The sequence below is a fragment of the Bacillus methanolicus genome (genome assembly GCF_028888695.1).
In the GTDB taxonomy this organism is placed as follows: Bacteria; Bacillota; Bacilli; order Bacillales; family Cytobacillaceae; genus Bacillus_Z; species Bacillus_Z methanolicus_B.
In genome coordinates this window covers 1,626,011-1,648,894 of sequence record NZ_PNFF01000001.1, presented here as the reverse complement: position 1 = coordinate 1,648,894, position 22,884 = coordinate 1,626,011, and the positions used below count along the sequence as shown (strand labels likewise).

Sequence of the window (22,884 nt, the reverse complement as noted above, 5' to 3'; positions counted from 1 at the left end):
GTTGTTAGCGTCATTTTTATTACCTCCAATGCTGAAGCCTGGAGGTCATTGCTTCACTCATTTTTTGAGGAATGCAATGATCTTCAGGCTTTATGCTTTTAGCCATTATGAAAAGGGGGAGAACATGGATTTACTAAAGAAAAAGATTCGGGATGAAGGTGTCATCCTTTCAAATTCGGTCTTAAAAGTGGATTCTTTTCTTAACCATCAAATTGATCCTGTCTTAATGCAAGAAATAGGGAAAGAATTCGCCAGGCTGTTTCAAAACGAAAAGATTACGAAAGTCTTAACAGTTGAATCTTCAGGAATTGCTCCGGGACTAATGACTGCATTACATCTTGGGGTGCCGGTTGTATTTGCAAGAAAAAGAAAGTCTCTTACATTAGCGGGCGATTTGCTTACTGCCTCTGTTTACTCGTTCACAAAGCAAGAGACGAATGAAATATCCGTTTCTCAAAAATATGTTACATCTGAAGACAATGTATTGATAATTGATGATTTTTTAGCGAATGGCCAGGCAGCTTTAGGGTTGGCGGAAATTGTCCAAAAAGCCGGGGCCAAAGTAGCCGGTTTTGGAATCGTCATTGAAAAGTCTTTTCAGAAAGGAAGCGAACTATTGCGGTCTAAAGGCTTTAGAGTGGAGTCTCTTGCAAGAATTGATTCGCTTGAGGAAGGGAAAGTTCAATTTATTGAAAATGCATCGGAGGTAGTAAATGTATGAAACCAAACATGATCAAAACCGCTTCACTCGGTATTCAGCATGTTCTTGCAATGTACGCCGGCGCCGTGGTCGTACCGTTAATCGTCGGCGGGGCATTAGGACTGACAAGTGAACAATTAACTTATTTAGTTTCCATAGATATTTTAATGTGCGGGATTGCGACGATTCTTCAAGTTTGGAAAAATAAATTTTTCGGGATCGGTTTACCGGTTGTTTTAGGCTGTACATTCACGGCGGTTGGACCGATGATTGCCATCGGCAGCCAATACGGAATTTCAGCGATTTATGGTTCAATCTTAGTTTCCGGAATATTTGTTGTCTTAATTTCTCAATTTTTCGGCAAGCTTGTGAAATTTTTTCCGCCTGTTGTTACAGGATCGGTTGTAACCATTATTGGAATCACGCTGATCCCGGTTGCTATGAACAATATGGCCGGGGGACAGGGCAGCCAAGATTTCGGGTCACTCTCTAATATTGCACTGGCATTTGGGACATTGCTTTTTATTATTGCTATTTATCGCTTTTTTACCGGTTTTATTCGTTCGATTTCCATCTTGCTCGGGCTGTTGGCTGGAACGTCAGTTGCATTCTTCATGGGAAAAGTAGATTTTTCAGCAGTCGGAGAGGCTTCATGGTTCCATATGGCAAAACCGTTTTACTTTGGTATGCCTACGTTTGAATTGACGGCAATTTTAACGATGATTTTAGTTGCGATTGTGAGCTTGGTTGAATCTACCGGAGTTTATTTTGCTTTAGGCGATATTTGTAATCGTCAATTATCTGAGAAGGATCTTGCAAATGGCTACCGTGCTGAAGGCCTTGCGATTATTCTCGGTGCATTGTTTAATGCTTTTCCTTACACAACCTATTCCCAAAATGTCGGTCTCGTTCAGCTGTCCGGGGTGAAAGGAAAACAAGTGATTTATACAACAGGTGCTTTTCTTGTTGTCCTAGGACTTGTTCCAAAAATTGGCGCGCTCACAACCGTCATTCCATCGGCTGTACTCGGCGGTGCCATGGTGGCAATGTTTGGCATGGTCATGGCTTACGGCATCAAAATGCTAAGCAAGGTTGATTTTGCGTCACAGGAGAATTTGCTTATTATTGCTTGCTCAGTCGGAATGGGACTGGGTGTTACAGCCGTGCCGGATTTGTTTGCGAAAATGCCTGAAAGCATTCGTATTTTGACGGACAACGGAATTGTAGCCGGCAGTTTAACAGCGATTTTCTTAAATATTGTATTTAACTTTTTGCCGATCAGAAAACCGGTACAGTTTTCAGGACAAATCAGTGGACAGAAAGCTTCATAAAAAACAACATCCTTTTTAAAAGAGTTTGGAGGAATCCAGGCTCTTTTTTTAAACAAGAATGAAATGACGGAAACGGACGAATACTAGCACAAAACTAAAAAAGGAGGGTTTGCCTTGGGAAATTGGAATGAGGAAGCTGCACCTAACAATAATTTTCCATCGAATACCATCCGTGAATCAAACATAGCCGGCAAGAATCAGCGGGAGGGCCATGAATTCTCTGAAGAATTGGCAGATGGCGGAGAACGAAATAAAACCATCGCCCGCCAGCAAACAAAATTGTAAGATTATTTTTTCGGAAAAGGTGTTCTTTGTCACAATCCCGATTCGCTTTAAATAAACTAAAGAAAGATTGGCTAGCAGGGGAAGAGTGAACAAAGAATGAAAAAGTATTATTGTGATCGCTGCCGCCGTTTATACAATGAAAAGCAAATTTGTACAACATGCGGTTTGTTAGCGTCAAACTCAATCTGGATCGAAGTCCAAAAACATAATGAAAAAAATCAATAAAGACGGCATCGGTTTATCCGATGTTTTTCTTCATTAATAAACAGTCACGTTCGAATTTTACTGGAAATGATTGAGAGTGATATTTTGTCGTGCAAAGTATATAATAAGATTGCACAACAACTCCTTCAAAACGAATTGCTTCCTCCGAATGGGGGAAGCTTTTTTTTTCTCTACATAAATCGAAGTTCTTCTCGTGTGTTCGTGTGTTTGTTTGCATACTCTTTACTTAAATGGAAAAAGTAACTTTACATGAATTTAAAGGAGAGTATGTAATAATGCCGATCATTTTGTCTGCAGCAGAAGCGATTCCGCCTTTCGTTATTGAACAGCATCAAGCGATGGAATTTGCGGGTGAACTTTTTTCAGATTCGTTCAAGGACATTGAGAGGCTATTAAAAGCGTTTCAAAACGGACAGATTGAAAAGCGCCATTTTGTAAAAGAGCTGGAATGGTTCAAGAATAACAGGACATTCGAGGAAAAAAATAATGCTTTTGTTGAGGAAGCTGTAAAATTAGGTGCGGAAGCAATAACGAAATGTTTAACAAATTCTACTTTTTTAAAAGAAGAAATCCCTTATGAAGAAATTGATGCGATCATTACTGTTTCGACAACCGGTCTTGCAACACCGAGTATCGAATCAAGAATAATGAATATCCTTCCATTTTCCTCATTCACGAAAAGGATACCGATCTTTGGATTAGGGTGTGCCGGAGGAGCTGCCGGATTATCTAGGGCTTTTGAATACTGCCTTGCTTTTCCGAAAGCAAAGGTTCTTGTTTTATCAATTGAATTATGCAGTTTAACATTTCAAAGAAACGACCGTTCCAAAAGCAATTTAATCGGTACTTCCTTGTTTGCTGACGGCGTAGCTTGTGCTGTCGTTTGCGGCAGTGAGTCTGATACTTTGAAATATCAAAAGCGGGCTTCATCTCCAAACATTTTTGCCACTCAATCGTCGACAATGAAAAACACTCTTGATGTAATGGGGTGGGATGTCAAAAATGATGGGCTGTTTGTTGTGTTTTCAAAAGATATTCCAACGAAGATAGAGACTTGGCTAAAACCAAATGTAGAAAAACTGACCCGTGAGTGGAATATCTGCTTAAATGACATTGATCATTTCATTGCCCATCCCGGAGGCAAAAAGGTGCTGGAAGCGTATGTAAAAGAACTCAACCTTCCTGAAAACATGATTAAAGATTCTCTCGAAATATTAAAGGAATATGGGAATATGTCTTCAGCAACCATCATATATGTGTTACGGAGGATTATGGAAAAAGCGAATAAAGGTGAAATAGGCTTGGCTGCCGCTCTTGGGCCCGGATTCAGCTCTGAATTACTATTAATGAGGTGGGTATAATGGCATTCTGGCTATTCATTTCAGTGATCATTATTCAACGAATACTCGAATTAATAGTGGCGAAACAAAATGAAAAGTGGATGAAAAGTCAAGGAGCTGTTGAATTCGGCCAAAAACATTATCCAATAATCGTGTTTGTACATATTCTATTCTTCTTCGTATTAATAACAGAGGTCCAATCTTTTCATAAAGACATCTCGCCTCTTTGGCCATTGTTATTAGTTGCTTTTCTTGCTGCACAGGCCATTCGCATATGGGCGCTGTTATCACTCGGGAGATACTGGAACACAAAAATTCTTGTCCTGCCGGGAGCATCAGTCGTAAAAAAAGGACCTTATAGATATTTAAAGCATCCAAACTATTTGGTAGTGGCGCTCGAATTTATCATTATTCCGCTAATGTTTCATGCTTTTTTTACTGCGATCCTTTTTTCATTGTTAAATATTTTCGTCTTATCGATTCGAATACCCGTGGAAGAGAAAGCGCTTACGAAATTTACGGAATACGAACTTTCTTTTAAAAAGAAAAATCGATTCGTTCCAAATAATGTTAATAAATTGTGAAAAAATAAACCTTCATATTGAAAATGATTATCGTTCATGATAAAATTCTAATTGAATTTGAAAGTTATTCTCACTATCATTCTCCAAGGATGGTGTTACATATGGTTTCTCTATTTGTTGTTTCTACTGTTGTTGTTTATGGATTTGTTATGAAATATGTTCTTCAAAATGTAACCAAACCTGCCCAGTCAACAAAATAAGATCTTTTTTGCTATGCTCACTGCCCGGGGAACCTCCCGGGCTGTTTTGTTATAAACTGTTAGATAGAAAATCTACAAAGACTTGTATGAAAATATAAAAAAATCGTTTACAATGGAATCAATATTGAAATGTTGAAATAAGGGGTATTTGATTTATGATTAAGACAATGATTCAGCAAGATCAGCCGCTCATCGAAAAAATCACTGCCTTATATACATTTTTCAAAAAAAATAATGACCTTGAAAATGAGCAAAAAGTAAAGCAACTTGCAAGAAAATGGAAAGAAAAAGAATTTTCTATAGGATTCTGTGGCCATTTCTCGGCTGGAAAATCAAGCATGATCAATGCGTTAATCGGTGAAAATCTGCTTCCATCGAGTCCGATTCCGACGAGCGCTAATGTTGTAAAAATTAAATCAGGAAAGGATTATGCGAAGGTTTATTTTAAACACGGCAAACCTCGGCTATATCCGGCTCCTTACGATTTAGAAAAAATGAAAACGTATGCAAAAAATGGGGATGAAATCCATTCCATTGTCATCAGTCATTCTAAAGCGAATTTCCCTGAAGACACGGTAGTTATGGATACTCCCGGGATTGATTCTACAGATGATGCACACCGAATTGCGACCGAATCTGCCCTTCATTTGGCAGATATTATCTTTTATGTGATGGATTACAATCATGTTCAATCCGAATTGAATTTTTTATTTACAAAAGCGCTTTCAGATGCAGGGAAAGAAATCTATTTGGTCATTAATCAAATCGACAAACATAGAGAAGAAGAATTAAGTTTCACAACTTTCAAGGAAAGTGTGCAAGCATCGTTTGCTTCTTGGGGTGTGAAACCTGCAGGAATTTTTTATACAAGCTTAAAAAACAGAGAATATACCGGGAACCAATTTCCAATGCTTCAAGATTTGATAAAGGAAAAAATCTCAAAAAGGCATGAACTTTTACCGGTAACTATTTTCCATTCACTAAAAAAACTTGCCGATGATCACTATGCGTATTTGGCAGCTCGTGATGAAGAAGAGATCGAGGCCAACAAGCAAATCTTAAACGGGTTGACGGAAGACGAACAAAACAATGTAGTCGAAAAACTTGAAGAGATCAAACAGCAATTGGATGAAATCGATTCAGTTGCTTCCAATACGAAAGAACGCCTGCTAACTGAAACAGACAATATATTAAAAAATGCGTATCTTATGCCTTTCCAGACGAGAGAGCTTGCCGAAAAATATTTGGAGTCCCTCCAGCCGGATTTTAAAGTTGGCTTGTTTTTTACGAAACAAAAGACGGAAGAGGCCCGGAATGAACGGCTTGAACAATTTTACAGCGACCTTTCTGAAAAGGTAAAGACCCAGCTGGAATGGCATTTGCGCGAACTGATTTTGAATGCTTTAAAGAGCGAAGGAGTTTTTCATCCGGAGCTTGCCGCAAGAGCCCAAAACTTTGCGGTCCCATTCCCGATCGATTTATTAAAGTCGGCCGTAAAACCAGGGGCGAGGCTGTCAGGGGAATATGTTTTAAATTATACAAATGAAGTTGCTGAGTTATTGAAAAAAGCAGCGAAGCAAGAAGTCCTTCCTTTAATCGAAAGTTTTAGCAACTTTCTGCTAGAGAAAAATGTTGACGCAAAAAGTAAGCTGCAAGCAGAATTCAATCAATGGCAAAAATTTGTTGACGCGAAAAGAATTTTAGATTCAATACAGGAAAAGCAGATGTCTGCCCGTTTTGCCATGGAAGGGATTTTAACAGGCAGCAATGAAATAAATGTGGATTATGATACCATTCTTTCTCTTTTTTCATTTGAGGAGGAAGAGTTTGAAATTATTACAGATGTGATAGATGATTCTTTTGAGCCGAACAAAAAGAGATGGAGTGCCTGGGATAAAGGGGATTCCGATGATAATAATCAACAAGGGAACCTGGAAACGCTTTCTGATGCCAAGTTTGAAAAATTAGCAAGAAAACTCCGGTTTACTGGGGAGAAAATCAGTTCTATACCCGGTATGAAGAAAATGAGTGAAGAGCTTCTTCGCAAAGCGGAGCGCCTTGAAAACCGGCAATTTACCGTTGCTTTGTTCGGTGCATTCAGCGCCGGGAAATCTTCGTTTGCCAATGCCTTAATTGGAACAGATTTGCTCCCGGTTTCGCCAAACCCGACAACGGCTGCAATCAATAAAATTAGGCCAGTTGACAAAAACCATTCGCATGGAACTGTGATCGTCAAATTAAAAGATTCCTCCGCGCTTTTTGAAGAAGTTCAGCGGTCGTTGCATTTCTTTGGATACGAAGTGAAAGATTTTCATGAAGGAATGGCTTCGATACAAAAAATAGTTGGAAAAGAAGCTGTTTCGGATGCTTCCGGAAAAATGCATTTTGCTTTTCTGTCCGCTTTTTACAAAGGTTTTGAACTTTTTCAAAACCGTCTCGGCGAAACAGTGCAAACAGATTTGAAAGAATTTCGCGAATTTGTTGCCAATGAAGAAAAATCGTGTTTTGTTGAAGAGATTGAGGTTTTCATTGATAGTCCGTTAACAAGAGCAGGGATTACTTTGGTGGATACGCCCGGCGCTGATTCCATCAATGCACGCCATACCGGAGTCGCTTTTAACTATATTAAAAATTCGGATGCCATTTTGTTTGTCACTTACTATAACCATGCTTTCTCAAAAGCAGACCGGGAATTCCTCATCCAATTGGGCCGGGTGAAAGAGACATTTGAACTTGATAAAATGTTTTTTATTGTCAATGCGATTGACCTTGCCAATAACGAGGAGGAAATGGCTTCTGTTATGGAGTACGTACAAGATCATCTTGTACAGTACGGTATTCGCCGTCCGAATTTGTTCCCGGTTTCAAGCTTGCTCGCTTTGAAAGAAAAAACAATGCAGCTTGAGACTGAAGAATCTCGAATAAACGTTTTTGAAAAGGCTTTCTATTCCTTTATTTCAGGAGATTTAATGAAAATTGCTGAATCTTCAGCCGAAGCAGATCTTGTCCGCGCTTCTGACCTTCTTCGCGGGCTTATTTCATCCGCAATGGAAGACGAATCGGTAAAAAAACAAAAATACGAAACAGTGAAAGCGGAAAAAGAGCGAATGCTGGCTTTTATTCAATCACAAGCTCCTGACTTCTTGAAAAATCAGCTGATCCAAGAGGCGGATGAATTAATATTTTACATTAAACAAAGGGTGTTTTTCCGGTTCGGCGATTTTTTCAAAGAAGCCTTTAACCCGGCAGTGCTAAAAGATGATGGCAGAAATATAAAGAAGGCTCTTCAAACTTCCTTGGAAGAATTGCTTGAAAGCATCGGATTTGATTTTGCTCAGGAAATGAGAGCGACATCGTTAAGAGTTGAGGCGTTCATCACGAAAATTCTTAAAAACTTCTATTCTGCCCTTACACAAGAATTGGCAGCCAAGAGCGAAGAAGGAATTGCGTTCTCGCAGTTTGAATCGCAGGAGTTTACCGGAATTGAGTTTTACAATGCTTTTAAAGAACTTGACAGAGGCATGTTCAAAAAAGCTTTAGGCCAAGTAAAGAATTTGAAATCTTTTTTCGAAAAAAATGAAAAGCGCTTTCTGGCAGAAGAGTTGGAAGGAATCCTTCAAGAACCTGCCGAAAAGTATTTACAAGCAGAAAACAGCCGTGTGAAGGAACATTATATGAAGCTTCTGAGCCTTCACTTTGACAGTCTGCTGCACAATTTAGCAGAGCAGACGGAAGAATACTACAACGGATTGATGACTGCTCTTGGCGAAGGAATTCCGATTGATCAATTAAAAGAAATTGAAAAACAATTAAATTCTTAATTCATAAAGGTTGGGTCAAATGAATGATTGGCTGAACGAATTGGAAAAACGCTATGAAATAGAGATCCTTTTTGCGTGTGAAGCGGGAAGCCGTGCGTGGGGAACTCATTCCGATGATTCAGACTTTGATATTCGCTTTATCTATCGGTTTAAAAATATTAAAAAGTATCTTTCCATTGATCCACCGAAAGATGTGCTTGATTTGACTGATCAGTTTGATATCCATGGCTGGGATATTTTTAAAGCAATGCAGCTTTTGAGAAAATCAAATCCGAGTCTGTTTGAATGGGCGTATTCCCCGGTCGTGTATGTCAATAAACACACATTCCGGGAAACGTTGCAATATATGATTGAAACAGGCTACTCGCCGTATTCTTTGTTTATGCATTACATGCAGGTAATGTCGAGAAATGTAAAAGATGTTAAGAATAAAGAGAATTACGATGACAAAAGACAAAAACAGCTGCTTCAGGCGATTAAAGCTTTTTTAATCGCCTTGAGGCTTTACGAGAAAAACAAGGTATCCAACGAATTGCTGAATTTTCTTTCTCAACCGGAAATGGAAAAGGATGTTTTATACAATCAATATTCCATTCTCGTAAAAGCGAAACAAGAAAAAACGCTTCTTCCATACTTAGAAGTCAAGGAAATGTTAGATTATTTAGAGAAACAGAAAGAAATATTGATTGAATACTCGAAAAAGCTTCATAAAGGTACGAATTTGACGGGCTTATTAAATAATTGGCTTTGGGAGCTTTTACAGGTGAAGGCGGGAGAGAGCGAATGAATCCATTTCACGCATGTGCAACTTGTATCCATTTTCACGCCGAAAGAGCGGGGAAAGAGAAGAGGATGGAATATCATTGTAAAAGACTCGGATATGAAACGCAGCCAAATTATCAATTTAACTGCTGGACTCCGAAAGAACATGTGAAAAAACTGATGGAAAAACGAAAGAAGGAAAGAGGCTTTTAATGGCTTTATAAGAACAATTTCCTGTTGTCCCATGCTATAATGAGAATTGTGACTTTACAATCGGAGGGACAAAGTATACAAATGAAAAAGCCATTATTCATGCTGGTAGACGGCATGGCGCTATTATTTCGTTCGTTTTATGCAACAGCCGTTAGCGGTCAATTTATGATAAATTCGAAAGGAATCCCAACGAACGGCGTATATGGATTTATTAAACATTTTTTTACAGCGGTGAATCAATTTCCTCCGACCCACGTGGCAGTTTGTTGGGATATGGGTAGCAAAACATTTCGTACGGAGCTTTTTGAAGGGTATAAGGCGAACCGTTCAGAGCCTCCGGTTGAATTGCTACCTCAATTTGACCTTGTGAAAGAGATCGTGGAATCTTTTGATGTGCCAAATATCGGACTTGAAGGTTTTGAAGCGGATGACTGTATTGGAACGCTTGCAAAACAAAACTGTCAAGATGCGGATGTTCTGATTCTTACCGGGGATCAGGATCTATTGCAGCTGATTGACGAAAATATTTCAGTCGCGCTGTTAAAAAAAGGTTTCGGAAATTATCATGTTTATACAAAAGAGTCATTTTTTGAGGAAAAAGGCATTCAGCCACAACAGATGATTGATATCAAAGCATTGATGGGAGACTCTAGTGATAATTATCCGGGAGTAAGAGGCATCGGCGAGAAAACAGCTATAAAGCTTGTGCAGCAATTTCAAAATGTTGAAGGCATCGTTACTAATATTGAGAAGTTGTCAAAAGCACAGAGAACAAAAATCGAACAGGACCTTGAAATGCTGCACTTAAGCAGAAAGCTTGCCGAAATAAAGTGTGATGCACCGGTGTCTTGCAGCCTCGAAGATGCATTATTTCAAATCGACCGGCAAAAAGTGATTGGAAAATTTGCCGAACTTGAATTTAAAGGGCTGCACAGGTATTTAGAGATTGAAAAAGAATATGCTTAATAAAATATATGAGCCTTCGTTGGGATTTTTGAGCTGTTATTTTGACATATGAGCCTTTAATTCGATTTATCAGCCTTCGTTGCGTAAAATGTGTCTCCATATAAATTTATGAGCCGTCGATCACATTTAGAGCTTTCATTCCAATATATTAAAAAAAAAAAGACCGGGTTTTCGTGAATGATCCACTTTACTGGGCACTGTTCACGGATGCCCGGTCTTTTTATTTGCAGGAAAATCGCTAACATTCTGCTGCCTGCATTGTTTCATCTATTTTGTATTTTTCTTTTTGGCGGCGTTTTCTAATTTGCTTTTCGGTTCTGCAGCAAACTCTGCGTCTTGCCCATACCCTTGAGGGGTTACTCCAGGTGCTTTTGTTCCTCTGTTTCTGTTGTGTTTTTTCATTGAAAGGTACCTCCAAACTTTTATGTCATGAATTGGTAATCATTTCAACTTGCCCCAAAATAATGGACATTACCTTTAGCATATCCAACAAGAATAATTTCACACGGCTTTTTTCAAACTAACAACGAGGTGAAGGTATGAATAAAGGGGTTTATATTGCATTGCTCAGCATTGGGCTGGCTCAGGTGTTAAAAATTCCTATTTATTTTGTAAAAAACAAAGTATGGAAGCCGGAGCTCTTTTTTCAAACGGGCGGTATGCCAAGTTCCCATTCGGCAGGAGTTTCGTCATTAACCACGTTTATTGCATTAATAAGAGGCGTGCCGACGATCGATTTTGCTCTGTCCCTAATTTATGGATTAATTGTTATGTATGACGCACAAGGAATTAGGCGCCAGACTGGCGAGCTGACGCTGAAAGTAAATGACCTTGGGGAATTAATTGAAAAAATCAATAAAGATGAAAGTGTAAAATTTGAAGAAAAATCACCAAAAAGGTTGAAAGAAATGCTTGGCCATAAACCGGAAGAAGTAATAGGAGGTGCACTCCTCGGAGTTCTTGTCGGCACAATCGGCTATTTTTTGACAAAAAACAAGCATAAGTATTAAATGTCCCATCCTAATAATGGAAATAGGTTCATTTGAAAAAGATAACCAACAAGATAAGGTGTTGTGAGCGAATAAAGGCTCTAAATATTTTGCAAAGCTAAACATGAATGTTGCAGCTCGCTCCTTTCCACAAAAAAACGATAGAAACTTGTCGAAATATAAAGTAAAATTAGAAAGGGAAAATTACAGATCCGGGGGATAGGAATGGAAAAGTCAGTGCGGACAGTGGAAGATTATTTGCACTATTTGCAAACAAAAGGCTTTCGAATTCGGGAGGATGCCGTTGGGTTTATTTATTTTGGGAAAAATTATACAAATGCATCTGATGAACTGACGAACACGGCAATCGAACTAACCTTAAAAGCGCAAAAGGAATTTGACGGAAGTTTCTATATCTCTTTACTTGAGACATTAACCGCAAACAAAATTAAAACCCGACACGAAGCGATTCAATTTGTGAAGGAAAATCATTTGATTGCGATATGAACTGGTTGAAATGAGGGGCTGCCCTTTTAGGGATCACCTTTAGGCGAGCCCCTTTGCGATTTATCGTAAAACGAGCATTTTTTCCTCATAGAAGCGCGGATTACTTGCTCTGAAACATGATCAAATCAAGAGTCAAGTCCTTAATATTGTGTAAAATACTAATTACAAGGTTTTAGCCTATTTATTTAATTTGATTGGAAGGGGGTACCCCCTTCCAATCAAATTAAATTTCGCGCTCGCGCGGGACATTCTCGTTTTTCGCAAAAATGCTTTTTTTCTTGGCTTGTTCCTCATCATAATCCATTAAGACAGCTCCAATCAGCCGATAGGCAGACTGCGTATTTGGAAATATGCGGATCACCCTTTCACGACGGCGAACTTCCTGATTTAATCGTTCCAGAGAGTTGGTGCTACGGATTAAGCGATGCCATTTTGCGGGATGACTTAAATATTGGATGGCGTCTTCAAAGCCCTCATCTAATATCTCCAGTGCCTTTTCAAGTTTCGGATTCTCTTCATAGCTCTTAAAGAACACATTGCGAAAGAAACGGGCATCTTCTACCGTAACGGCTTCGAATATCCTTTTTAAATCGACAATGACCTCTCCCATGCCTTTTTTAGGCAATGCTTCGATGATATTTCGTTTGAAATGAACGGTACAACGCTGCCATGATGTTCCGATAAATTCCTTTTCTATCGCTTTCTTTAATCCTTTATGGGCATCTGAAATCACCAGCTTGGGGGATTGCAACCCCCTTGACTTTAACTCACTCAAAAATTCCCGCCATGCTTCATAGCTTTCTTTATGATCGATTTTAAAACCGATCACTTCCCTTTTTTGGTCCTGGTTAATGCCGGTCGCAATATACACCGCTTTAGAGACGACTTTATGGTGTTCACGCACTTTGATATACATGGCATCTACAAAAATATAAGAGTAATATTGGACATTTAACGGTCGGTTTGCCCATTGTTTGACAACTGGATCAAGCTTTTCTGTCAAGGATGAAACAAAGGATTTCGAAACTTTTTCCCCGCATAATTGTTCTACAACATTCGTCACTTTGCGTGTAGACACTCCATTTACAACCATCTCGAGCATGGATAAGACAAAGGTTTGGTCCACACGCGCATAGCGTTCAAAAACAGATGGTGAAAAGTCACCATTACGTGTACGGGGAACTCTTAATTTAATCTTTCCAATACTTACAATAAAGTCACGGTCATAGTAGCCATTTCGGTAGTCTTGGCGTTCGGAGGTGCGCTCATAAGCCTTAGCCTGTAAATACTCATCACGCTCTTTTTCCATGTACTCATTCAAGACTAAAACAATGGTTGATTTAACTACCGCATCAATATTTGAATTCATGACCGAATCTTTTAAAAGGTCCATATTTAGGGTAAACTGTAATTGGGTCATAATTAAATCTCCTTTTCAATGTTTTATGTAGGCATTAAAACATTGTAACCAAAAGGGATTAATTTGACCCTTTTTCTTTTTACACAATTATACGGACTTAATCTGATCAAGATAAGGTTATGAGCTTTTATTTCAAGATATGAGCCTTCGTTACTAGAAATGATCCCTTATTTGAATAAATGAGCCTTCGCCACGGGAAATGAGCCTTTTTTTCAATATATGAGCCTTCGATCCAACTTTTAAGCCGTCGATCTCATTTATATGCTTTCATTCCAAGTTATGAACAAAAAAAGAACCCGGCCATAGTCCGGCATTACTCATCTTATTTATGCAACGTGTTTCCGCTTAAACTTACCAAAAAACAAACCCTTTTTCACTGGAAGCTCCGCAAACACCATGCCTGAAAAGATAAGGATACAACCGGTGATCGCAGAGTATGACAAGCGTTCTCCTGCCCAGATAAATCCTGTAACAGCGGCAAAAACCGGTTCCATGGCAAAAATAAGTGCGACTCTCGTTGGCGTTGTGAATTTTTGAAAATTCGTTTGCGCAAAAAATGCAAGGGCCGTTGCAAAAACAGAAGTGATAATCAGTGCAGCAAGCACTTTTCCTGATAGCACGACATCAGGACGAAAGGCATTTTGCCAATGTTCCAATCCAAATGCAAAAATGGACGACAAAATGGACACCGTTGATATTTGCACAACTGTGAGCAGCAAAGATGGGTATTGATTGCTAAACTTTCCTGTAAAAATAATGTGAAGAGCAAATCCGATCGCACAAATAAAAACAAAACCATCACCGATATTTAGTTTTGCGGTGTCCGTCATCGTAAGCAAATACAAGCCGGCAATGGCGATGAAAACACCGATAGCAGCATTTATGCCTGGCCGCTGTTTTAGCAGGAACATCGCAAACATTGGAACCATTACGACATTTAATCCGGTAATGAATCCGGCCTTAGATGAAGATGTATAGAGGAGACCGACTGTTTGAAATGCATAACCGATAAACAATAAAATGCCTAATAACATTCCTGATAACAGCATTTTTCGATTAAAATAGCGAATTTGTTTTCTTTCAAATAATAGCAGCCAGCCTCCTAACAGAACCGCAGCTGCAAAAAAACGGATTCCATTAAATGAAAAAGGCTCTAAAAAAGAAATGGCATTCTGTACAAGGACGAAAGTGGCTCCCCAAATGAAAGCAACGAAGAGGAGGCTGACATCAGCAAATAAAGTTTTTTTCATAGTACGATCAAGCTTCCTTCCAGCTATTTTTTCGAACAGCCATCCGTGCCAATTGATCAGCCGTTTTGTTTTCGCTGCTCGGGATCCATTTCATAAAAAATAAATCAAATTGTTCAGAGAGCTTTAATGATTTTTCTAATAAAGGTGCGAAAGTTTTGTTTTTTACAAATTCTTTTTCGATCGCTCTGTTGACTAATTCAGAATCCGTTCGAAAAGAAACCGTTCTATATCCTTTTTCAATACATATTTCCATCGCCTTAATAAATGCATGGAATTCTGCTTCATGATTAGTCATCAATCCGAGCGGAATTGAGTATCTTTCTACATTCCCGTCCGCTTTAATAAATATTCCGGCTCCGCTTGGCCCGGGGGTGCCGGCACTTGCTCCGTCAATATAAACTTCAATCAAAATAACTCCTCCAATAATTTTCAAAAAATATAAATAAGTGTATCATATAAGGGTCGCGGTAAAAATATAAAGTGAGTAAATGAACCTTCTATACAACAATATTGTATAATAAAAGATCAGAAAAAGGGCTGAAAAAAAATGAAATTTCAATTGGAATGGAAATATAAATTAAAAAGTAAGGAAATGATCTTGTTTATTTCTGATTTGCTGGATGGAGATCTCGCAATAAAGGCCGGAGAAGAGATTGAAAAATCAGGAAAAGCATCAGAATTAGTTTTTTATGATGAACTCGGGTCATCATGGACGATGAAGGAAATGAAAAAATTAACTGCCCAAATTGAAGAAGAACCACATGATGTTGTCGTCTATTTTGATGGGGGTTTTCATAAAGAATTGAATCAGGCCGGTCTTGGAGCAGTTATTTATTATAAGCAAGGCAAGAAAAAATATCGAATCCGCGCAAATCAATTGTTTGATGAGATGGAAACAAACAATGAAGCCGAATACGCGGCGCTCTATTTTACGTTAACAATTCTAGAAGAGCTTGGTGTTCACCATCTCCCTTGCCAGTTTATCGGTGATTCTCAAGGAGTTTTGAAGCAGCTTGAAGGGGAATGGCCTTGTTATGAGGATGTTTTAAATAAATGGCTTGATCGAATCGAAAACAAGCTGAAAGAGCTTGGACTTGAACCTCGTTATACCGTTGTTTCCCGAAAAGAAAACAAAGAAGCCGATAAGCTGGCAAGCCAGGCTTTAGAAGGAAAAATGATAAACAGTAAAATGCAAATACTTTAGATTTGGGGTTGAAGGGCGTGAAAGAATTGGATCGTGAAGCATTGTTTGCAGAAGTGGAAGAACTGATGAACTATTACTGCAAAGATTGTTTTTTACATAAACACCATCGAAAAGAAAAAGGAAAAAGGTATGCTCATCGGTTTTGCATCACACAATGCACGGTAGGAGAAAAAATTAAAGCCGTTGGCAAGAAACTGTCATGATTTGTATTTGAGGTATTAAAAAAAGGCAGGCGATTAAACACCGGCCTATTATTTATTTGAATTAAAGTTTTACAACATTCGCAGCTTGAGGTCCGCGGTTTCCTTCAACGATTTCAAAAGAAACTTCCTGGCCTTCTTCTAGGCTTTTGAAACCTTCGCCTTGAATTGCGCTGAAATGAACGAATACATCGTCTCCGCCTTCAACTTCAATAAATCCATAACCTTTTTCGTTGTTGAACCATTTTACTTTACCGTTTTGCATATTACACTTTCCTCCTAAACCTTCGAGACACAAAAACGTGTCCATGTAAAATAATATCATACGACAGAATATATTCCGGAGACGGAAATTATTCAGCCAAATGATGTCTTTAATATACACGAAAACAGTATAAAACGTCAATAATTGTGAGAATTTTTTTACGAAAACACAACTAATTTTAAAAAAATTTGCAATACATAAAAACATGTTTTGCTCATATCTTTTATTAATATCTCCAACAAAACAAAGGGTGAGGAAATGTACCGATTTTCAATAGGAAATGAAGATTGGATTGTAAATTTCTCTCCTCACATTATGATCGAAACAGAGGAGCGGGAATCAATTGTCAATTCCTTGCTTACAATGGGTGCCGTTCTGCATAGTTTTTCACATGGAGACTCTTTTCTTATCTTTCATAAACAGCTTGAAGTTGCAGTGTTTCGGGTCGAAAAAATCCCTTCCCTCATCTTGACGATTGTCGCAATCGTTTCAAATGATAAATGGTACATCCAGAATAATGGATCGATCGAGTCTTACAACTAGATAAGACAATCAATTAAAATCGGCTTAGGCCGATTTTTTTTTGTTTTCAGATTTTTTATTGACAAAAGTTTTCATTACACTAAAATGTTTACTATAGGAAACTTTTTAGGATTAGTAAAAAAAGAATGAACAAAGTTAAAATGCTAGGCATATGTTAGAAATGTGCCAAAATCTCAAATTTACAAAAGAGGTGAAGACAATGAAAAAGATGTTTGCCATGTTGTTAATGGCTGCCCTTTTCTTATTGGCCGGCTGTTCGGAAAATACGCCGGAACATTCTGAAGATGGGAAAAAACTGACAGTAACTGTAACAACCGGCCAAATTGCAGATGCCGTAAGAAATATCGGCGGAGATAAAGTGAAGGTGCAAAGCCTGATGGGTCCTGGTACAGATCCTCATTTATATAAAGCCACCCAGGGCGATATAAAGAAACTTCAGGAAGCGGACATTATATTTTACAACGGCCTTCACCTTGAAGGGAAAATGCTTGAAATTTTTGAAAAAATGAACGGCAAAATTCCGACATATGCGATTGCTGAGCGCATAGATGAAAAAGATTTATTAAAAAATGCGGCTGATAAAAAAGCGATCGACCCCCACGTTTGGTTTGACATCAGTCTTTGGAAACAAGCGTTGGAAGCCGTAAAGGACGGATTAATAAAAGCAGATCCGGAAAATAAATCCTTCTATGAGAAAAATGCTGAAACTTATTTTAAAAAACTTGATGAATTACATGCGTTTGCAAATGAAGAAATGGCAAAAATACCTGCCGAACAACGGGTTTTGGTTACTGCCCATGACGCATTCGGCTATTTTGGTGCAGCTTATAATATGGAAGTAATGGGTTTGCAAGGATTGAGCACTGATGCGGAGTATGGACTAAGTGATGTTCAAAAGCTTGTGAATACACTTGTCGAGCGCAATATTAAAGCTGTTTTCGTGGAATCGAGTATTTCAGAAAGATCGATAAATGCCGTCATTGAAGGGGCCAAGAAAAAAGGTCATACCGTTAAAATCGGCGGAGAGCTATATTCTGATGCAATGGGAGAAGAAGGAACACAAGAAGGAACATATATCGGCATGTACCGCCATAATATCAAAACCATTGTGGACACACTTAAATAAGGAGAGGAATAGGGATGAAGCCTCTAAAAGTAAAGAACTTAACAGTTGCCTATCAAAAGAAAACGGTTTTAAAGGATGTTAACTTTGAAGCTCCGGACGGGAAACTTATTGGCATTATCGGTCCTAATGGAGCCGGGAAATCTACTTTCATTAAAGCAACACTCGGGCTAATTCCAAAGATTTCAGGTGAAATTGAAATTTATGGAAAACAATACCGTCCGAAAGACAGACTTGTCGGGTATGTTCCTCAGCGCGGTTCGGTCGATTGGGATTTTCCAACAAATGTTCTCGATGTCGTGTTAATGGGCCGCTATGGATATATAGGATGGTTTAAAAGGCCCGGAAAAAAAGACATTTCTCTCGCAAGAGAATGTTTAAGAAAAGTTGGAATGGAGAATTATGAAGACCGGCAAATAAGCCAGCTTTCCGGAGGACAGCAGCAAAGAGTGTTTTTGGCGAGGGCGCTTCTTCAGGACGCAAAAATTTATTTTATGGATGAACCATTTGCCGGAGTTGACGCAGCGACAGAAAAGGCGATCATCGCACTGTTAAATGAATTAAAAAAACAAGGAAAAACAGTGCTAGTCGTTCATCACGACTTGCAAACCGTCAAGGAATATTTCGACTGGGTGATGCTTTTGAATATGAGAACAATTGCAGCTGGCCCGACGGAGGAAGTCTTTACGTTAGAAAATCTTCATCGAACATATGGGGGAAGATTAGCCTTCCTTGAAAAAGATAAGCTAATAGCTGAACAAAAGTGAGGTGAGAAGATGAAAGACATAATCGCTATGATTCTTTCTGATGCCAATATGCAATGGGTTCTTCTTGGAACAATGCTTCTTGGCATTGCCAGCGGTGTACTTGGAAGCTTTGCTCTACTGAGAAAGCAAAGTTTAGTAGGCGATGCAGTGGCTCACGCAGCTTTACCGGGAATCTGCATAGCATTCCTGCTTACTGGAGAAAAATCGATGACAGCCTTGCTGATTGGGGCAACGATTTCCGGGCTTTTGGCAGCATATTGTATTCAAATCATAACTTCAAGCACGATCTTAAAAGAAGATACAGCAATTTGTCTCGTTCTTTCGGTATTTTTTGGTTTCGGGATTGTGCTTCTAACAAAAGTATCACAAACAGGTTCAGGCAATAAAAGCGGTCTTGACGATTTTATTTTCGGCCAGGCGGCATCATTAACAGGAAATGATGTCATGCTGATGACCGGAGCTGCAGCAGTCTTAATCATCGTGACAACTCTTCTTTTTAAAGAATTAAAAGTTTTAACATTCGATCCTGATTTTGCAAAAGGACTTGGACTCCCGACAAGGTTTCTAAACTTTACCTTTTTATCCCTTTTAGTTGCTGCTGTTGTAGTCGGAATTCAAGCGGTCGGCGTTATCTTAATGGCATCCATGCTGATTACCCCTGCAATTGCGGCCCGTTACTGGACGAATTCGCTTGGAAAAATGATTGTGATCTCAGGATTTTTTGGGGCATTATCAGGAATTTCAGGCACAATTATGAGCACTCTTGGAGAAGGCTTGCCGACAGGACCATTCATCGTCGTTACAGCAACAATTCTTTTCCTTATTTCGATGCTGTTTGCTCCGGAAAGAGGGCTTGTAACAAAAGGGATAAAAATGATGATGTATAACAGGCAAATAAGGAAAGAACTCCACTTGAAGGGCAGGGAATCTCATGAACTATGAATTGTGGATTCTAATTGTCGGATCTCTTGTCGGAGTAAATTGCGGCATCACTGGCTGCTTCCTCATTTTGCGAAAACTGGCCATGCTGGCAGACGCGATCAGCCATACTGTATTGCTGGGGATTGTCACGGCTTTTTTAGTCAGCCAGAGTATGAACGGGTTTTATATGTTGATCGGGGCTGCAGCAGTCGGGTTGTTAACGGCATTTTTTGTTCAGCTTTTACACAGCAGCGGAATTCAAGAGGACGCTTCAATCGGTGTTGTGTTTACATTTTTGTTTGCAGTCGGTGTCATTCTTATCACAATTTTTGCCGATAATGTCCATTTAGATGTCGACCATGCGCTTATGGGAGAAATTACTTTTGTACCATGGGACGTGGTGAAGATCGGCTTTCTTCCCGAAGTGCCTAAGGCATTTCTTATGCTGGGAACAGTTTTCATCATTAATCTTATCTTTATTCTCTTATTTTATAAAGAACTTAAAATTACAACATTTGATCCGCAAATGGCAGCTGCGATTGGTATTCCGGTTCTATTGATTCACTATTTGTTAATGGGAATGGTTTCTGTAACAACAGTTGCATCGTTTGACAGTGTCGGCGCCATTCTTGTTGTGGCGATGCTGATTGCCCCGGGCGCATCCGCATACCTTTTAACCGATAAGCTTAGCGTCATGCTTGTTCTCAGTGCGGTCATTGGCGTGTTTTCTGCAATTACGGGCTATTATGCGGCCAGCTGGCTGGATGTTTCGATATCAGGCAGTATGGCAACAGTAAATGGGCTGATCTTCTTTGCTGTTTTCTTATTCACACCTCGAAAAGGAATTATTTCTAAAAAATTATCAGTGAACTCCACCCCACATCAAAGCTAAATGCAGCTGGGGGAGTTCATTTTTTTTTTGCCAATTTTTTATAAAAACGTACAATTTGACAGTAATTAAACCGCTGTCATTGGTATTATTTTCTATTAATAGGAAATAATATTACCCCCTTAATTATTACTTGATGTTTAGAAAGGTTCAACAATGGAAGCCAGAAAACTTCATGAGTATAAATCTCCAATTGCAGCTTTATTATGGTCAGTAATGATGTGCGGTTTTGGTCAGTTCTATAACGAACAATATATTTTTGGAACGGTGCTTTTGTTGTGTGAAGGTATGGTCAATGTGCTATCTAAATTGAATGTGTCGATTCTTCATTCTTTTCATGGTAAGTTCCAAATGGCTCATGATGTTGTTAGTTATCAATGGGGAATTTTTTATCCGTCTATTTATGGTTTTTCAATGTGGCAAGCCTATAACAAAGCGATCATCCATAATTATCAGAGAAAAGGGAAAGAGCCTCCCAAGAAAACAGATTTAACTGGATTTTGTTTTGGATTAGTAATTGGTATGAATATTGGTGTCGCTTGCCATCCCCATTTCCTTGCTGACGTCCGATTTTTTGAAGTTTTTATTAGTCCTGTTTTTAACGGACTTCTTTTAGGAGTTATTGGCGGTATAACAGGACATTTGATCGAAAAATACATAAAAGGCTAGTATAGTCAGCCGGATTTTCCGGTTGGCTATTTTTTAAAAAAATCTTTCTAAATGCGGAAACCCTTAAGTCTGAATATTTAGAATTTGTATTGTCTTTCCTTGGATCGCAGGCTAAGATAATGATAGAAGAGAGACAGGAGTCATTGGAGGACGGTACATATGAATTTGCATGAGGAATTGCAAAAAATATTATCAAAAGACCAGGTAACGGTTAATGAAACAATTTTAGAGCAGCACAGCAAAGATGAATCATACCATACGCCTCATCTTCCTGATGTTGTTGTTTTTCCTGAATCAACGGAGGATGTAAGCAAGGTGATGAAATTTGCCTGCACGAATAAAGTTCCGGTTGTCCCATTTGGTTTGGGAACTAGCCTGGAAGGGCACGTCATTCCTTATCAAGGGGGAATCTCCCTCGATTTTCAACGAATGAACAAAGTATTAGAAGTGCGGCCAAGGGATTTTCTTGTCAGAGTCCAGCCGGGTGTTACACGTTCACAAGTCAATAAGGAGCTGAAAAAATACGGGCTATTCTTCCCGGTAGACCCTGGAGCAGACGCTACGTTAGGAGGAATGGCAGCAACGAATGCAAGCGGAACGACTTCGGTCCGTTATGGTGTCATGCGGGATCAAGTGAGAGATCTTGAAGTAGTCTTAGCAGACGGGGAGATCATCCGCACCGGCGGACTTTCGGCTAAATCGTCTTCCGGATATAACTTGACTGGTTTGTTCGTAGGTTCAGAAGGTACGCTCGGTATTTTTACCGAACTGGTGCTGCGGGTGCATGGAATTCCCGAGGAAATTGTGGCGGCACGAGCTTCCTTTCCGACTGTAGAACAGGCGGTAAATACGGCTGTCTCCATTCTTGGAGCCGGCATCCCTGTCGCCAGGGTAGAACTGGTCGATGCACGCTCGATTCGTCAGATAAACCGGCAGTTTGACAGAGACTACAAGGAAGAGCCTACACTGTTCTTAGAGTTCCACGGGAATAAAGCAGGTCTTGTACAGGACGTTGAACTCGCAAAGGAACTGGCCGTACAGGAAGAATGCAGTGAGTGGGCGTTTGAGACAGAGACGAAAGCACGTGCCCAATTATGGGAAGCCCGCCACAATCTCGCATATGCTTTCCTCCATGGTTCACCAGGTAAAAAGATGATGGCTACAGATGTTTGTGTCCCACTAACTGAACTTGCAGATGCAGTGAAACTAGCGAGGCACGAGCTGGATGAATCAGGATTGGACGGGGCGCTGCTCGGCCACATTGGGGATGGAAATTATCATGCTTTAGTGATGTTTAATCCGGAAGATGCCGGCGAAATGTCCCGAGCGGAAAAGTTTAATGCCAGATTGGTGGAATATGCATTGAGCCGGGGAGGAACATGTACCGGCGAACACGGGGTTGGAGTTGGGAAAAGAAAATACCAGATACAGGAACACGGTTCTGCTGTTAATATTATGACCCGCATTAAACAAACCCTTGATCCGTTAAATATTTTAAACCCGGGAAAGGTTCTGCCGATTCCGAAAGCCTCTAAAAAACTGTAGATAAAAGGTTTGGAGCCAATACCGTTTAGGTGTTGGTTCTTTTTACGTTCAATAATAATAGTAAGTGCTTTTCATGTTATTCGTTTATTAGGTAAGTGTGTGGAAATCCTCTCTCATTTCAATGGGGAAATGATAGAACGCTTTATTGGATAAAGCTGAAAATAT

Annotated in this window: 25 protein-coding genes; 20 read left to right on the top strand and 5 right to left on the bottom strand. The window is 39.4% G+C overall.

What is annotated here, in order from left to right:
• Positions 1–124 precede the first annotated feature (124 nt).
• The 9 genes from C0966_RS08230 to C0966_RS08190 all read left to right on the top strand — a co-directional run bounded on the left by C0966_RS08230 (position 125) and on the right by C0966_RS08190 (position 10,427).
• Positions 125–721 carry a xanthine phosphoribosyltransferase gene (locus C0966_RS08230; RefSeq protein WP_274854806.1) on the top strand — a complete coding sequence of 199 codons (597 nt, stop codon included), beginning with the start codon at positions 125–127 and terminating at the stop codon, positions 719–721.
• Positions 718–2,031 (top strand): nucleobase:cation symporter-2 family protein, encoded by a 1,314-nt coding sequence (locus C0966_RS08225; protein WP_274854805.1) that lies wholly within the window; start codon positions 718–720, stop codon positions 2,029–2,031. The genes C0966_RS08230 and C0966_RS08225 overlap by 4 nt, the downstream gene beginning before the upstream one ends.
• A gap of 114 nt (positions 2,032–2,145) precedes the next feature.
• Positions 2,146–2,316, top strand: coding sequence for a hypothetical protein (locus C0966_RS08220; RefSeq protein ID WP_274854804.1), 171 nt, complete (start codon positions 2,146–2,148; stop codon positions 2,314–2,316).
• A 500-nt stretch (positions 2,317–2,816) separates the two neighbouring features.
• Positions 2,817–3,902, top strand: a complete 1,086-nt coding sequence (locus tag C0966_RS08215; protein ID WP_274854803.1) for a type III polyketide synthase — start codon at positions 2,817–2,819, stop codon at positions 3,900–3,902.
• Positions 3,902–4,465 carry an isoprenylcysteine carboxyl methyltransferase family protein gene (locus tag C0966_RS08210; RefSeq protein ID WP_274854801.1) on the top strand — a complete coding sequence of 188 codons (564 nt, stop codon included), beginning with the start codon at positions 3,902–3,904 and terminating at the stop codon, positions 4,463–4,465. The genes C0966_RS08215 and C0966_RS08210 overlap by 1 nt, the downstream gene beginning before the upstream one ends.
• A 355-nt stretch (positions 4,466–4,820) precedes the next feature.
• On the top strand, positions 4,821–8,486 hold the full coding sequence (locus C0966_RS08205; RefSeq protein ID WP_274854799.1) for a dynamin family protein: 3,666 nt from the start codon (positions 4,821–4,823) through the stop codon (positions 8,484–8,486).
• A gap of 19 nt (positions 8,487–8,505) precedes the next feature.
• Positions 8,506–9,273, top strand: coding sequence for a nucleotidyltransferase domain-containing protein (locus C0966_RS08200; RefSeq protein WP_274854797.1), 768 nt, complete (start codon positions 8,506–8,508; stop codon positions 9,271–9,273).
• Positions 9,270–9,461 carry a hypothetical protein gene (locus C0966_RS08195; protein ID WP_274854796.1) on the top strand — a complete coding sequence of 64 codons (192 nt, stop codon included), beginning with the start codon at positions 9,270–9,272 and terminating at the stop codon, positions 9,459–9,461. The genes C0966_RS08200 and C0966_RS08195 overlap by 4 nt, the downstream gene beginning before the upstream one ends.
• A gap of 81 nt (positions 9,462–9,542) precedes the next feature.
• The gene (locus C0966_RS08190; protein WP_274854795.1) at positions 9,543–10,427 is read left to right on the top strand and encodes a 5'-3' exonuclease; all 885 of its coding nucleotides are present in this window, start codon (positions 9,543–9,545) and stop codon (positions 10,425–10,427) included.
• Between the two features lie 267 nt (positions 10,428–10,694).
• On the opposite strand, the gene sspL is transcribed toward C0966_RS08190, so the two are convergent.
• Positions 10,695–10,829: a small, acid-soluble spore protein L gene (sspL, locus tag C0966_RS08185; protein WP_274854794.1), complete on the bottom strand. Its 135-nt coding sequence runs from the start codon at positions 10,827–10,829 to the stop codon at positions 10,695–10,697.
• Between the two features lie 137 nt (positions 10,830–10,966).
• Between sspL and C0966_RS08180 the strand changes: the two genes are divergently transcribed.
• Positions 10,967–11,437, top strand: a complete 471-nt coding sequence (locus tag C0966_RS08180; RefSeq protein WP_274854792.1) for a divergent PAP2 family protein — start codon at positions 10,967–10,969, stop codon at positions 11,435–11,437.
• 204 nt (positions 11,438–11,641) lie between these two features.
• Entirely contained in the window at positions 11,642–11,923 is a 282-nt protein-coding gene (locus C0966_RS08175; RefSeq protein ID WP_274854791.1) for a DUF6123 family protein, read from the top strand.
• A gap of 223 nt (positions 11,924–12,146) precedes the next feature.
• Here C0966_RS08175 and C0966_RS08170 read toward each other — a convergent pair whose 3' ends face one another.
• The 3 genes from C0966_RS08170 to C0966_RS08160 form a co-directional block, all read right to left on the bottom strand.
• Positions 12,147–13,343: an IS256 family transposase gene (locus C0966_RS08170; protein WP_274853204.1), complete on the bottom strand. Its 1,197-nt coding sequence runs from the start codon at positions 13,341–13,343 to the stop codon at positions 12,147–12,149.
• 326 nt (positions 13,344–13,669) lie between these two features.
• A complete protein-coding gene (locus C0966_RS08165; RefSeq protein WP_274854789.1) occupies positions 13,670–14,593 on the bottom strand; it encodes a DMT family transporter in 924 nt (307 codons plus the stop codon).
• 7 nt (positions 14,594–14,600) lie between these two features.
• Positions 14,601–15,002 carry a reverse transcriptase-like protein gene (locus C0966_RS08160; RefSeq protein ID WP_274854787.1) on the bottom strand — a complete coding sequence of 134 codons (402 nt, stop codon included), beginning with the start codon at positions 15,000–15,002 and terminating at the stop codon, positions 14,601–14,603.
• Between the two features lie 138 nt (positions 15,003–15,140).
• Between C0966_RS08160 and C0966_RS08155 the strand changes: the two genes are divergently transcribed.
• Positions 15,141–15,797: a reverse transcriptase-like protein gene (locus C0966_RS08155; RefSeq protein WP_274854785.1), complete on the top strand. Its 657-nt coding sequence runs from the start codon at positions 15,141–15,143 to the stop codon at positions 15,795–15,797.
• A gap of 17 nt (positions 15,798–15,814) precedes the next feature.
• Positions 15,815–16,000, top strand: coding sequence for a zinc-finger domain-containing protein (locus tag C0966_RS08150; protein WP_425535922.1), 186 nt, complete (start codon positions 15,815–15,817; stop codon positions 15,998–16,000).
• Between the two features lie 61 nt (positions 16,001–16,061).
• Here C0966_RS08150 and cspD read toward each other — a convergent pair whose 3' ends face one another.
• A complete protein-coding gene (gene cspD, locus C0966_RS08145) occupies positions 16,062–16,262 on the bottom strand; it encodes a cold-shock protein CspD (RefSeq protein ID WP_004437171.1) in 201 nt (66 codons plus the stop codon).
• A gap of 258 nt (positions 16,263–16,520) precedes the next feature.
• Here cspD and C0966_RS08140 point away from each other — a divergent pair, with 258 nt between their 5' ends.
• The 7 genes from C0966_RS08140 to C0966_RS08110 all read left to right on the top strand — a co-directional run bounded on the left by C0966_RS08140 (position 16,521) and on the right by C0966_RS08110 (position 22,719).
• A complete protein-coding gene (locus C0966_RS08140) occupies positions 16,521–16,805 on the top strand; it encodes a hypothetical protein (RefSeq protein ID WP_274854784.1) in 285 nt (94 codons plus the stop codon).
• A gap of 199 nt (positions 16,806–17,004) precedes the next feature.
• Positions 17,005–17,931, top strand: a complete 927-nt coding sequence (locus C0966_RS08135) for a metal ABC transporter solute-binding protein, Zn/Mn family (RefSeq protein WP_274854782.1) — start codon at positions 17,005–17,007, stop codon at positions 17,929–17,931.
• 14 nt (positions 17,932–17,945) lie between these two features.
• A complete protein-coding gene (locus tag C0966_RS08130; protein ID WP_274854781.1) occupies positions 17,946–18,695 on the top strand; it encodes a metal ABC transporter ATP-binding protein in 750 nt (249 codons plus the stop codon).
• A gap of 9 nt (positions 18,696–18,704) precedes the next feature.
• Complete coding sequence (locus C0966_RS08125) at positions 18,705–19,637, top strand: metal ABC transporter permease (protein ID WP_274854780.1); 933 nt, start codon at positions 18,705–18,707, stop codon at positions 19,635–19,637.
• Positions 19,627–20,508: a metal ABC transporter permease gene (locus C0966_RS08120; protein ID WP_274854779.1), complete on the top strand. Its 882-nt coding sequence runs from the start codon at positions 19,627–19,629 to the stop codon at positions 20,506–20,508. Before C0966_RS08125 ends, C0966_RS08120 begins: the two co-directional genes overlap by 11 nt.
• A 153-nt stretch (positions 20,509–20,661) precedes the next feature.
• A complete protein-coding gene (locus C0966_RS08115) occupies positions 20,662–21,174 on the top strand; it encodes a hypothetical protein (RefSeq protein ID WP_274854778.1) in 513 nt (170 codons plus the stop codon).
• Positions 21,175–21,333: 159 nt separating this feature from the next.
• Positions 21,334–22,719, top strand: a complete 1,386-nt coding sequence (locus C0966_RS08110) for an FAD-binding oxidoreductase (protein ID WP_274854776.1) — start codon at positions 21,334–21,336, stop codon at positions 22,717–22,719.
• Positions 22,720–22,884 lie beyond the last annotated feature (165 nt).